Here is an 11,867-nt window from a genome sequence, read left to right on the forward strand (position 1 = left end):
CAGTTGTTCAGCGTACCGATGGGGGTCGTGCCCTTCGGGTCCGCCGCGGTGCGCAGCAAGGCCGAACCGGCCGCCGGGCCGGTGAACCGGAACGGGGTGTCGAGCATGGTGATCCGCCGGTTGTAGGGCCGGTGCCGGCCGCCGACCGGGCGCCACTGCCCCGTGCCGCCGACCCGCTCCAGCTCGACCACCGACATGCCGTGCGCGGCCATCGCGACCTTCACCTGCTCGACCGTGAGCGCCTCCTGGCTGGTGAAGCCGGGGAACATCAGCTCCTCGTTGGTGTACTCGTGGTTGACCACCAGCAGCGCCCGGCGCCCGTCACGGCCCAGCGGCAGCACGCCGAGGAAGTCGTTGTTGTAGCCAAACTGCGCCGACTGGCGCCGCGCCGTCTGGTGGTGCACGTCGAGGCCGGGCACGCCGGGCAGGATCGGGTCGCCCCAGCGGATCACCACGGCCGAGTCGTAGCCGTTCGGGACGATCAGGCTGTCGAGCTCGTTCGGCGGGATCGGCTTGAAGGTCAGCGCGCCCGCGCGGCCCGTGGCGGGCTCGAGCGGCGCGGCCTGCTCGGCCGGCGCGGCGGCCGCCGGTGCGGCGCCGCCGAAGCCGAGCACGAGCGCGCCGACGGCACCGGCGCGGACGACGCCGCGCCGCGTCATCGCGGTGTTGACCACATCGCCGAGGTACGGGTTGGCGGACTGGTTCGGCACGGGATGGTCGCAGGCGTTGCCGCAGCGGAACAGGCAGGTCTTCGGGTCGCGGCCACTGTGCCCCAGGATGGCAAGCAGGCGGGGTTCTTCGGTCACCGGATTGATCTCCTCTCACGGCGTCATTGCAACGTGATGGATCGATGACCCTGACGTTAACGGAAGGTCAACGTCTCGTCACAGCGCAAGCGCCGCGACTTCGTCGGCGGTGCCCCAGCAGAGCGTCATGCCGGCGCCGCCGTGCCCGTACGCGTGCACGACCGTCCCGGCGGGCCACTTCTCGGCCTCGACGCGCGGCCCGCCGCGGCGCGCCGGGCGCAGCCCGGCCTCCTCCCCCACGATCGGCGCACCGGCCAGCTCCGGCACCAGTGCGACGCACCGCTCCAGGATCGCGTCACGGGTCGCCGGGTCCGGCGTGGTGTTCCAGTTGTTCGCCTGCCAGGTGCCGCCGAGGACGACGTCCCGGCTGCGCGGGTGCACGTAGGTGCCCGGGTCGCCCTGGTCGCGCACCGAGACGATGATGCCGGGGTTGGCGACGCGCACGATCTGCCCGCGTACCGGGAAGACGTCGGGGTCGCCGCAGAGGGCGCCGGCCGCGAGACCGGTGGCGTTGACCACCACCGGCGCCTCGACCAGGGCCTCCTCCAGCCGGTCGACCCGGCGGCGCACCACCCGGGCACCGGCGGCGACCAGCCGCTCCCGCAGCCACGCCAGGTAGGTACCCATCTCGACCAGCGGCGCCTGGAAGCGGACCTCGCGCGTCCACGGCGGGTCGATCGGCAGGTACCGCACGCCGCGGGCGGCGCTCGCCCACCAGGGCTCGCCGGTGGCGCCGTCGCGTTCCAGGTTGCGGGTCTCGCGGACGAGCACACCCGGCACCCGGGCGAACGCGTGCCGGCGGAACTGGTCGTAGGTCGCCGCGGCCCAGGCCAGGACGCGGGGCTCGAAGAGCGTCCGGGTCGGGTACCAGACCGCCGCGGCGACCGCCGAGACGGTCTGCTCCGGCCCGGACGGCGCCCAGACGGTCACCTCGGCGCCCCGCTCGCGCAGCCGCGTCGCCGCCGTCAGCCCGATGATCCCGCCGCCCACCACGATCACGTCAGCCATGTCGTCATCCTGACGTATCACGCGCACGCGTACCCGGACTCAGTCGGACCTCCGACCGGTCGGGCCGGCCACCGGCCGGCGGGGGCGAAACGCCGGCCTCGTATCCTTACTTGTCGTTGATGCCGGACACCACCGTGACCGGCGCACCAAGGATCCGGAGCAGTGAAAATGAGCGAGCACCTGTTCGCGGACGCGACAGGCTTCGCCGGTCTGGCGCTCCGGCCCGAGCTGCTGAAGGCACTGACCAGCCTGGGCTACGAGGAGCCGACGCCGATCCAGCGCGAGGCGATCCCGCCGCTGCTGGCCGGCAACGACCTGCTCGGGCAGGCCGCGACCGGCACCGGCAAGACCGCGGCCTTCGCGCTGCCCCTGCTGCACCGGCTCGAGCCGGACGCCAAGGGCGGCCCGGCCGCCCTGGTGCTGGTGCCCACCCGCGAGCTCGCCGAGCAGGTCTCCCAGGCGGTCCACCGCTACGGCCGTGACCTGGGCGTACGCGTCCTGCCGGTCTACGGCGGCCAGCCGATCGGTCGGCAGCTGCAGGCGCTGCAGCGCGGCGTCGACGTCGTCGTGGGCACGCCGGGCCGGGTGCTGGACCACATCAGCCGCGGGACCCTGGACCTGGGCGACGTGCGCACGGTGGTGCTCGACGAGGCCGACGAGATGCTCGACATGGGCTTCGCCGAGGACATCGAGGCGATCCTGGCCGAGACGCCGCAGAGCCGGCAGACCGTGCTCTTCTCGGCGACGATGCCGCCGCGCATCGACGGCATCGCCCGCCGGCACCTGAAGGAGCCGGTCCGGATCCAGATGGGCCGGGAGGAGTCGGCGCCGGGCGAGATCCCCCTGGTACGGCAGAGCGCGTACGTCGTGGCCCGCGCGCACAAGTCGGCCGCGCTCGGCCGGGTGCTGGACGTCGAGGCGCCCACCGCGGCGATCGTCTTCTGCCGCACCCGCGAGGAGGTCGACCAGGTCACCGAGACGCTCAACGGGCGCGGCTACCGGGCCGAGGCCCTGCACGGCGGCATGAGCCAGGACCAGCGGGACCGGGTCATGGGCCGGCTGCGCGCCGGCAGCACCGAGCTGCTGGTCGCGACCGACGTCGCCGCCCGCGGCCTGGACGTCGAACAGCTCACGCACGTGGTCAACTACAACGTCCCGTCCGCGCCGGAGGCCTACGTGCACCGCATCGGCCGGGTCGGCCGGGCGGGCCGGGAGGGCGCCGCGATCACCCTGGTCGAGCCGCGCGAGCAGCGCATGCTCAAGGCGATCGAGCGGCTGACCCGCCAGCGGATCACGGTGGAGAAGGTGCCGACGGTCACCGACCTGCGGGCCCGTCGCCTCGAGCTGACCCGCTCGGCGCTGGAGAGCAGCCTGCAGGCCGACGACCTGGACCGGTTCCGGGTCGTGATCGAGTCGCTGACCAGCGAGTTCGACATCGAGACCGTCGCGCTGGCCGCGGTGAAGCTGGCGCACGAGGCGGCCGGCGGTGACGTCGACGAGGAGGAGATCCCGTCGGTGGCGCGGCCGCCGCGCGAGCCGGACCGCGACGGCCGGCGGACCGAGCGGCCCGAGCGCCGCGGCCCGTCCTCCGGCGCGCCGGTGGCGCGGCTGTTCTTCGGCATCGGCCGGCGGGCCGGGCTGCGCCCGCAGGACCTGGTCGGCGCGATCGCCGGCGAGTCGGGGCTCAGCGCCCGCGACATCGGCGCGATCCAGATCACCGACCGCTTCTCGCTGGTCGAGGTGCCGGAGGCGGCCGCCGACATGGTGATCGCCGCGCTGCAGCGCAGCACGATCCGGGGCCGCAAGCCGGGCGTACGCAGGGAGCGTCACCAGCGCTGAGGCGCGCTCAATAGCGGCAGCGCAGCACCACCATGGTGTGCGCGGGAACGTCCAGCGCGCCGCCGGCCTTGGTGACGCGCTTGCGGGCCAGCAGCAGCGGGTCGCCCGTGTGCACGACCGTCTCCCAGGTGCGCCCGTACACCCGCGGCGGCACGGTGAACGTCACCGGCTCCGCGAGCGGGTTGAACAGCACCAGGAAGCAGTCGTCCACGATCGGCTCGCCGAGCGCGTCGCGTTCCGGTATGCCGTGGCCGTTGAGGAACACGGTCATCGTCATGCCGGACCGGGCCGTCCAGTCCTCGCCGGTCATCGGCTCGCCGTCGCGGCGCAGCCAGGCGATGTCGGGTACCTTCGCGTCGTCGGCCGGCTGCCCGCTGAAGAAGCGCCGGCGCCGGAAGATCGGGTGTTCGGCGCGCAGCCGGGTCAGCCGGGCGGCGAACAGGGTCAGCACGTCGTGGTTGCGGGCGTCCGCCCAGTCGATCCAGCTCAGCTCGCTGTCGTGGGCGTACACGTTGTTGTTGCCGTGCTGGGTGCGGCCCAGCTCGTCGCCGTGCGAGATCATCGGCACGCCCTGCGACAGCAGGAGCGTGGCGAGGAAGTTGCGCTTCTGCCGCTCGCGCAGCGCGGTCACCGCCGAGTCCTCGGTGTGCCCCTCCACGCCGCAGTTCCAGGACCGGTTGTGGCTCTCGCCGTCCCGGTTCTGCTCGCCGTTGGCCTCGTTGTGCTTCTCGTTGTACGAGACCAGGTCGTCGAGGGTGAACCCGTCGTGCGCGGTCACGAAGTTGATCGAGGCGATCGGGCGGCGGCCGTCGATCTCGTACAGGTCGGAGGAGCCGGTGAAGCGGGAGGCGAACTCGCCGAGGCTGGCCGGCTCGCCGCGCCAGAAGTCGCGCACGGTGTCGCGGTACTTGCCGTTCCACTCGGTCCACAGCGGCGGGAAGCCGCCGACCTGGTAGCCGCCGTCGCCGACGTCCCACGGCTCGGCGATCAGCTTGACCTGCGACACGATCGGATCCTGGTTGACCAGGTCGAAGAACGCGGCCAGCCGGTTCACCTCGTGGAACTCCCGGGCCAGCGCGGAGGCGAGGTCGAAGCGGAAGCCGTCGACGTGCATGTCGGTGACCCAGTACCGCAGCGAGTCCATGATCAGCCGAAGTGACTCGTGGTGGCGCGCGTTGAGGCTGTTGCCGGTGCCGGTGGTGTCGTAGTAGTACTGCTTGTCGTCGTCGACGAGCCGGTAGTAGGCGGGGTTGTCGATGCCGCGGAACGACAGGGTCGGCCCGAGGTGGTTGCCCTCGGCGGTGTGGTTGTAGACGACGTCGAGGATGACCTCGATGCCGGCCGCGTGCAGCGCCTTGACCATGGACCGGAACTCCTGCACCTGGCCGCCGCGGCCGCCGAACGACGCGTAGTCGTTGTGCGGCGCGAAGAAGCCGATGGTGTTGTAACCCCAGTAGTTCGACAGCCCGCGCACGGTCAGGGCGTCGTCGTGCACGAACTGGTGCACCGGCATCAGCTCGACCGCCGTCACCCCGAGGTCCTTGAAGTACTTGATCATCACCGGGTGCGCCAGGCCGGAGTAGGTGCCGCGCACGTCCTCGGGGATGCCGGGGTGCCGCGCGGTCATGCCCTTCACGTGCGCCTCGTAGATCACCGTCTGGTGGAACGGTATCCGCAGCGGCCGGTCGTTGGCCCAGTCGAAGAACGGGTTGATCACCACCGAGCGCATCGCGTACGGCGCGGAATCCTCGGTGTTCAGGCTGGCCGGGTCGCCGAAGTGGTACGAGTAGTGTGCGCTGTTCCACTCGTTGTGGCCCTCGATCGCCTTCGCGTACGGGTCCAGCAGCAGCTTGGCCGGGTTGCACCGCAGCCCCGCGGCGGGGTCGTACGGGCCGTGCACGCGGTAGCCGTACCGCTGACCGGGCACGACGCGCGGCAGATAGCCGTGCCAGACCAGGGCCTCGCGCTCCGGCAGCTCGATCCGGGTCTCGGTGCCGTCGTCGTCGAAGAGGCACAGCTCGACCCGCTCGGCGACCTCGGAGAAGAGCGCGAAGTTGGTCCCGCCGCCGTCGTAGGTGGCGCCGAGCGGGTACGGATTCCCCGGCCAGATATTCATGTCGACCATCGAACCAGGGGGTTGACATCGGCGCACGGGGGCGTAGTCTCCAACCCATCGGTTGGTAAACCAATCGGTTTATAATCCAGGTGGTTGAGCATGACGACAACGGACCCGATCAGCGGCGTGTTCGCCGCCCTCGCCGACCCGACCCGCCGGGCGATCCTCGCCCGGCTGGCCCGGGGCGAGGCAACGGTCAACGAACTCGCGGCGCCGTTCCCGATCAGCGCCCAGGCGATCTCCAAACACCTCAACGTGCTGGAGAAGGCGGGCCTGATCGCCCGCACCCGCGAGGCGCAGTGGCGGCGCTGCCGGATCGAGCCGGCGCCGCTGCGCGACGTCGCGAGCTGGGTCGCGCAGTACCGGCTCCTGTGGGAGGAGCGCTACGACACGCTCGGCACATACCTGGACGACCTGCAGAAGGAGCAGCCGTGAACACCATCGCGATCAGCACCCCCGCCCCGACCGAGCTGGTCATGAGCCGCACGTTCGACGCGCCGAGGGCCCTGGTCTGGGCCGCGCACACCGAGGCCGAGCACCTGCGCCACTGGTGGGGCCGGGGAAACCCGCTCGACGTGTCGATCGACTTCCGGGTCGGCGGCACCTGGCGCTTCGTCGAGACCGCGGACGGCACGCAGCACCCGTTCCGCGGCGAGTTCCGCGAGATCTCGGCGCCGGAGACGTTCACCTGGACGTTCGAGTACGAGCCGATGGCCGGCCAGGTCGCGGTGGAGACGTTCGTCTTCACCGAGGAGGCGGGCCGGACCACGGTGACCAGCACGACGCACTTCGACTCCCAGGCCGAGCGCGACGCCATGATGGGGTCGGGCATGGAGCAGGGCGCCAACCAGAGCTACGCGGCGCTGGACGCCTACCTCGTCAAGATCAGCTGAGCACGGAAAAGGGCCGCCGGAAGACCGGCGGCCCTTCCCGTGTCTGCGCTCAGGCGAGCAGCGTCGGGATCTTCTCGAACAGCTGCGTCGTGTACGTCATCATCTCGTGCAACATCCAGTTACCCGAGAACAGGATCGCCGCGCCGACACCCACCGCCTTGGGCACGAACGACAGCGTCGCCTCCTGGATCTGCGTCACCGACTGGAACAACGAGATCGCGAAACCGATCAGCAGCGCCGTGACCAGCACCGGCGCGCACATCTTCGCCGCGACGGTCATCGCCTGCAGGCCCAGCTCCACGATCTGCGTGTCGGTCATGCCATCCCGTTCGGCGCACCGCCGCCACCCGGGGAGACCCAAACGGGGGCACCACGGTTGCCGTTCGGTTCGCACCGGCGAAACCCTCAAGTGAGCGAGCCCGCGATCCGCCGGGCCTCCGCCAGCGTCGCCACCCCCTCGAGGCGGTAGGTGACGCCGGCGTCGGCCCAGATCAGGGTCGGCGCCGCCAGCCGGGCAGTCTCGACGCGCTCGGCGCCGTCACGGCCGACGTAGGTGACCGGGTGCGGCCCCGGCAGCCAGATGCCGCCGGTGCCCACCTCCACCCACTCGGCGTTCGCGGCGGTCTTGAAGAACGCCGGCGACAGGGCGCCGTCGAACTGGTCGAACCGGACGGCGCCGCCGCGGAAGGCCATCGTGACCACCCGCGGCGCGCCGCCGCTGTCGGGATCGGCCAGCGTGACCCGCTCGGGCGCGCCCAGCTCGGCCGGCACCCGCACCGGGAACAGCACGACCCGCCGGGCCTCGGCCAGGTCCGCGTCGCGCAGCGACGGCAGCGGTGCGGGCGTGGCCGGCAGGCCGCCGGGGTGCGGCTCGCCGCGTACCTCGATCCCGGCGATCCGCAGCAGCCCGCCGACCGCGTCGACCACCGCCGCGCGGGCCGGCGCGACCACGGCGACCGCGCCGACCGCCGCCGCGACGCCGGCCAGAATCCACCGGCGCACGCGGCGCCGGGCCGGCGCGGGTTGGGTGAGGCGGGCCCGGACCGCGGCCCGCTGGTCCGCCGCCCGCCCCACGTCCAGTTCGGCGCCGAGCGCGCGCAGCTCCGCGACCAGGTCGTCCCGCTGCTCAGGCACCGCGCACCTCCCCCACGACCAGCCGGCCGCGCAGCTTTGCGAGGGCCCGCGAGGTCCGCGACTTCACGGTCCCCTTCGGCAGCCCCAGCGTCGCCGCCGTCTCCGCCTCCGACAGGTCCAGCAGGAACCGCAGGACCAGCACCTCCCGATCCCGGGTGTCCAGGAGCCGGATCTGCTCGACCAGCTGCCGCCGGCGCTCGTCGGCCACCACGGTCTCGGCCGGATCGGGTACCAGCCGCTCCGGCGGCTCGTGCGCGGCGGCGCGCAGCACCAGGCCGTCGCGGCGGCGCCGGGAACGGTGCAGGTTGCGGGTCTCGTTGGCGACGATCGCGAGCAGCCAGGGCCGGAATCCCGACTCGCCGCGATACCGCGAGAGCTGCCGGTACGCCTTCACGAACGCCTCCTGCACCACGTCGTCGGCGTCCGCGCCGGCACCGAGCAGCACCGCGGCCCGGTGCGCGGGCACGGTGTACCGGGCGACCAGGACGTCGTACGCGTCGAGGTCGCCGCCGCGGGCGCGGGCCACGGCCGCCGCGTCGTCCAGTTCGGTGACCATGTGCGGCCTCGACACCTCCACGCGGTTGAACCTGTCTACGACAACCTCATGACACCGCGAACCGCGATGAGGTTCCCGGGAACCATCGCCGGGCCCGCGGTGTCGACAGGGCATGACGACCCGGCGGAATCTTTTCATCATCGCGGGCGGCGCCGCCCTGACCGCCGCGTGCCGCGAGCCGGCCCGCGCGACCACGTCCGTGCCACCGGACCTGGTGGTGGCGCACGGCCGCCGCGGCCTGGTCGTGCTCGGCGGCGCGCGGCCCCGCGACCTCGGCCACCAGGCCGTGCTGAGCCCGGACGGCGCGCTGGCCTGCGCGATGGCCCGCGACGACGCCGGCGCACCGATCCTGCTCCGGCTCGACCCGGCGAAGGGCGAGCCGGACGCGCGTACCCCCATCGCCGCCGGCTGGGTGCCCCGCGTGATCTCCCCCGACGGCGACTCCTGCGCGCTGACCCTTACGCCCGCGTCGGACCGGCCGGCGCCCCAGCAGCGGACCGCCCTGCTGGTCGTGGCCGGCGGCCGGCAGCGCGAGTACGACCTGGCCGGCGTCGTCGAGCCCGACGCGTTCACCACCGACGGCACCGGCCTGTTCGTGCTGGAGTGGCTGCCGAGCGAGGCGCCGGAGCGGTACCGGGTGCGGCTGCTCGACCTGGGCTCGGGCGTGCCGCACCCGCTGTACACCCGCGACAAGACGCCGGTGCCGCCGGGCGCCGAGGAGGAGATGCGCGGCGACGGGCGCCAGGCGGTCCTCTCGCCCGGCCGCGACGTGCTCTACACGCTCTACACCCATCAGCCCGGTCACCGGCACACCCGCGACCTGATCGCCGGTCGTCCGGGCGGCGCGCATGCGTTCGTGCACGTGCTGCACCTGGCGCAGGGCTGGGCGTACTGCCTGGACCTGCCGCACCCGTTCGGCGAGGGCCCGGCCGCCGGGCACGCCCTCGCGGCCAGCGCGGACGGGCGGCGGCTCGCCGTCGCCGACGTGACGTCGGGCTCGCTGGCCTACGCGGACACCACCTCCCTGAAGATCGAGCGGGTGGCCGCCGCCGCGAAGGGCGGCGACGCGGCGAGCCTCGCTTTCACCCCGGACGGCGGCCGGGTGCTGCTCGGCGCGGGCCCGGCCGTCACCGCGTACGACCCGGGCACCGGCGCGGTGGCCGGCCGCTGGTCCGTGCCGACGGGGGTACGCGGGCTCGGGCTCAACCGCGACGGCAGCCGGGTCTACGCGGGCGGCGCCGACGAGGTCGTCTGGCTCGACGCCGCCACCGGTGCGCTGCGCGGCCGGGCCCCGGTGGAGGGCCTGACCGCGCTGCGACACGTCAGGTGAGCGCGCAGGTGATCACGGGCGTCGCCGCCGGGCCGGAGCCGACGAAGCCGAAGCTCGCGCTCGCCCCCGCGGCCAGTGCGCCGTTGTGCGCGGCGTTGCGCACGGTCACGGCCGTGCCGGCCGTGCTCAGCACGCCGTTCCACAGCGACGCCACCGTCGTACCGGACGGGTAGGTCCAGGTCGCGGTCCAGGCCCGGCCCGCGGTCGTGCCCGTGTTCCGGACCGTGACCTCGCCCTGGAAGCCGCCGGACCACGCGCTGGTCTGCGTGTACGTGGCGGCGCAGGCACCGGCGGGCGGGGGCGGCGACGACGGCGACGACGGCACCGGGGTGGACGGCTCGACGCCGCCGCCGTAGCGCGCCGCCAGGCTGATCCCGGTCGAGCTGCCCGCGCCGCCGAGCGGCACCTGGTGGTCGAGGCTGACGAACTTGCCGCCGTACTGCCACAGGGCCGGCTTGAGCAGGGCGTACTTCTGCTCGTCCCAGGTCTTCCAGTCGTCGAGCAGCAGGCCGCCGGTGTCGCCCGAGTTCGGGTTGAGCACCCAGAACGTCTGGTGCAGCCGCTTCTCCACGATCAGGTCCCGCAGCGCGGTCATCCAGCGGTCCTGCCGGGCGTCCTGGCCGAGCCGGCCGCCCCACTCGCCGACCAGCAGCGGCGCGGTGTTCGAGTCGTGCACGTACAGCCAGTTGGGCGTCCACACGTCGGCGGTCAGCGAGGCCTTGTCGAACGGCTTGGCGAACCACGGCTGCTCGTACACCAGCGGCCCGTAGTCGTGCGGCGAGTAGACCAGCTGGTCCTGGTTGGCGCCCAGGTCGACCGGGTGGTCCCGGACGCCGCGCAGGTTGGCGCCCCACCAGACGTTGTCGTAGGTCTTGCCGTCGGTGGACGACCAGCTCACGCCGTCCTTCGGGTACACCTCCACCCCTTCGCAGAGGATCAGCACGTCCGGGTTGATCGCCAGGATCCGCCGCCCGGCGACCTGGCAGGTGTTCTTGAAGTTGTCCACGTCGGTCGAGGAGTCCCACTTCGCCCGCGGGCTCTCGTTCGGCCGGCCGTGCGGCTCGTTCTTGACGTCCATCGCGACCAGGGTGTCGTTGGTCCGGTAGCGCTGCGCGACCCACTCCCAGGCCTGGTAGAACAGCTCCGGCGTGACGGCGCCCTTGTACCAGACCGGGTAGACGTGCCCGGAGTTGTCGGCCTCCGCGCTGTGCACGTCGAGCAGGACCTTCATGCCGTACCGCTCGCACAGGGCCAGGAACGCGTCGAAGACCTCCAGGGTGGTCTTGCCGGCCAGCTCCGGATTCGCGTACGTGTTGACCCCGGACGACACGGCGGCCTGCCCGGCCTTCCACTCCAGCAGGAGCTGGGTGGAGATGGGCACCCGGACCAGGTTGATGCCGCGGTCGGCCATCGATTTGGTGACCTCGGTGAGGTTCGCCGACCAGAGGCCGTGGAAGACCCGCTCGCCGGCGTTGAACCCGAACCAGTTGGCGCCGGTCAGCCAGACCGGGTTGCCGGCCTGGTCGAGGATCTGGTTGCCCTGCACGTGCAGCCAGTCCTTGGCCGGCACCGCGGCCGCCGCCTGCGAGCCGCCGGACGTGGCGAACCACAGCAGCGGCGCGGCGAGGACCGCCGCTGCCGCCGCGGCGAGCCGCCGCTTGCTTCGAATCGAGAACATGCGTGAGTTCCTCCGATGCGGTGTGGGAGCGCTCCCACAGCATGTGACATCGACGAAACCAAATCCAGTGTTTCGAAAAGCCTTGCTAGTAGAGCGCGAGGGTGGGCTCCAGCTGGGAGTGCAGCGGCGCCGGCAGCGCGTCGCGGACGAACCAGCCCAGCTCGTCGAACTTGTCCGGCTCCCCGATCTTCACGGCGGCCGGGTCGACGCGTACGGCGAAGACGAGCGCGACCCAGTGCGACGGCGCCTCGGCGCGGACCACGTTGCGCACGCCGAGCAGGGTGATCTCCTGCGGGGTGGCCCCGTACTCCTCGGCGACCTCCCGCGCGACGGCGGCGTCGAAGGTCTCCCCGAACTCCAGCGCACCGGCGCCGGTGTCCCAGGTGCCGGGCTCGTCGCGGGCGCCGGCGGAGCGGCGGGCCAGCAGGATCTTGTCGCCACCGTCGTGGCAGATGAAGACGCAGGAGACGCGCGGTTCTGAGGTCACCCGGCGAATTCTGCCCCAGG

General features: G+C 72.7%; 12 protein-coding genes. 4 read left to right on the plus strand and 8 right to left on the minus strand.

All coding sequences use genetic code 11. The annotated features are described in order from the left end of the window. Positions 1–806: alkaline phosphatase PhoX (locus tag ACIBSW_RS07145; RefSeq protein WP_354730595.1), on the minus strand; the 806-nt coding region annotated here is incomplete at its 3' end. Between the two features lie 78 nt (positions 807–884). After that, positions 885–1,814: an FAD-dependent oxidoreductase gene (locus tag ACIBSW_RS07150; protein WP_354730593.1), complete on the minus strand. Its 930-nt coding sequence runs from the start codon at positions 1,812–1,814 to the stop codon at positions 885–887. A gap of 168 nt (positions 1,815–1,982) precedes the next feature. On the opposite strand from ACIBSW_RS07150, the gene ACIBSW_RS07155 reads away from it, so the two are divergent. Continuing rightward, positions 1,983–3,653: a DEAD/DEAH box helicase gene (locus ACIBSW_RS07155; protein ID WP_354730591.1), complete on the plus strand. Its 1,671-nt coding sequence runs from the start codon at positions 1,983–1,985 to the stop codon at positions 3,651–3,653. 7 nt (positions 3,654–3,660) lie between these two features. Here the strand turns inward: ACIBSW_RS07155 and glgX are convergent, their stop codons facing one another. Continuing rightward, positions 3,661–5,769, minus strand: coding sequence for a glycogen debranching protein GlgX (gene glgX / locus ACIBSW_RS07160; protein WP_354730589.1), 2,109 nt, complete (start codon positions 5,767–5,769; stop codon positions 3,661–3,663). A 99-nt stretch (positions 5,770–5,868) separates the two neighbouring features. On the opposite strand from glgX, the gene ACIBSW_RS07165 reads away from it, so the two are divergent. Next, positions 5,869–6,204 carry a metalloregulator ArsR/SmtB family transcription factor gene (locus ACIBSW_RS07165; RefSeq protein ID WP_354730587.1) on the plus strand — a complete coding sequence of 112 codons (336 nt, stop codon included), beginning with the start codon at positions 5,869–5,871 and terminating at the stop codon, positions 6,202–6,204. Then, positions 6,201–6,662: an SRPBCC family protein gene (locus ACIBSW_RS07170; protein WP_354730585.1), complete on the plus strand. Its 462-nt coding sequence runs from the start codon at positions 6,201–6,203 to the stop codon at positions 6,660–6,662. Before ACIBSW_RS07165 ends, ACIBSW_RS07170 begins: the two co-directional genes overlap by 4 nt. A gap of 49 nt (positions 6,663–6,711) precedes the next feature. On the opposite strand, the gene fliQ is transcribed toward ACIBSW_RS07170, so the two are convergent. From fliQ to ACIBSW_RS07185, 3 genes are all read right to left on the minus strand, one after another. Beyond that, positions 6,712–6,981 carry a flagellar biosynthesis protein FliQ gene (gene fliQ / locus ACIBSW_RS07175; RefSeq protein ID WP_404799260.1) on the minus strand — a complete coding sequence of 90 codons (270 nt, stop codon included), beginning with the start codon at positions 6,979–6,981 and terminating at the stop codon, positions 6,712–6,714. 86 nt (positions 6,982–7,067) lie between these two features. Further along, the gene (locus tag ACIBSW_RS07180; RefSeq protein ID WP_354727194.1) at positions 7,068–7,796 is read right to left on the minus strand and encodes a hypothetical protein; all 729 of its coding nucleotides are present in this window, start codon (positions 7,794–7,796) and stop codon (positions 7,068–7,070) included. After that, positions 7,789–8,352, minus strand: coding sequence for a sigma-70 family RNA polymerase sigma factor (locus tag ACIBSW_RS07185; RefSeq protein ID WP_354727200.1), 564 nt, complete (start codon positions 8,350–8,352; stop codon positions 7,789–7,791). Before ACIBSW_RS07185 ends, ACIBSW_RS07180 begins: the two co-directional genes overlap by 8 nt. A gap of 112 nt (positions 8,353–8,464) precedes the next feature. On the opposite strand from ACIBSW_RS07185, the gene ACIBSW_RS07190 reads away from it, so the two are divergent. Further along, complete coding sequence (locus ACIBSW_RS07190; protein ID WP_354727192.1) at positions 8,465–9,682, plus strand: hypothetical protein; 1,218 nt, start codon at positions 8,465–8,467, stop codon at positions 9,680–9,682. Here the strand turns inward: ACIBSW_RS07190 and ACIBSW_RS07195 are convergent. Further along, complete coding sequence (locus tag ACIBSW_RS07195; RefSeq protein WP_354727190.1) at positions 9,675–11,360, minus strand: cellulase family glycosylhydrolase; 1,686 nt, start codon at positions 11,358–11,360, stop codon at positions 9,675–9,677. The genes ACIBSW_RS07190 and ACIBSW_RS07195 overlap by 8 nt on opposite strands. Positions 11,361–11,445: 85 nt before the next feature. Further along, the gene (locus ACIBSW_RS07200; RefSeq protein WP_354727188.1) at positions 11,446–11,847 is read right to left on the minus strand and encodes an NUDIX domain-containing protein; all 402 of its coding nucleotides are present in this window, start codon (positions 11,845–11,847) and stop codon (positions 11,446–11,448) included. Positions 11,848–11,867 lie beyond the last annotated feature (20 nt).

Source organism: Actinoplanes sp. NPDC049668, assembly GCF_044465445.1.
In the GTDB taxonomy this organism is placed as follows: domain Bacteria; phylum Actinomycetota; class Actinomycetes; order Mycobacteriales; family Micromonosporaceae; genus Actinoplanes.

Coding starts and splice junctions, on each gene's coding strand:
- ACIBSW_RS07150 (WP_354730593.1), bottom strand. CDS start 1,814: ATGGCTGACGTGATCGTGGTGGGCGGCGGGATCATCGGGCTGACGGCG.
- ACIBSW_RS07155 (WP_354730591.1), top strand. CDS start 1,983: ATGAGCGAGCACCTGTTCGCGGACGCGACAGGCTTCGCCGGTCTGGCG.
- glgX (WP_354730589.1), bottom strand. CDS start 5,769: ATGAATATCTGGCCGGGGAATCCGTACCCGCTCGGCGCCACCTACGAC.
- ACIBSW_RS07165 (WP_354730587.1), top strand. CDS start 5,869: ATGACGACAACGGACCCGATCAGCGGCGTGTTCGCCGCCCTCGCCGAC.
- fliQ (WP_404799260.1), bottom strand. CDS start 6,981: ATGACCGACACGCAGATCGTGGAGCTGGGCCTGCAGGCGATGACCGTC.
- ACIBSW_RS07185 (WP_354727200.1), bottom strand. CDS start 8,352: ATGGTCACCGAACTGGACGACGCGGCGGCCGTGGCCCGCGCCCGCGGC.
- ACIBSW_RS07190 (WP_354727192.1), top strand. CDS start 8,465: ATGACGACCCGGCGGAATCTTTTCATCATCGCGGGCGGCGCCGCCCTG.
- ACIBSW_RS07195 (WP_354727190.1), bottom strand. CDS start 11,360: ATGTTCTCGATTCGAAGCAAGCGGCGGCTCGCCGCGGCGGCAGCGGCG.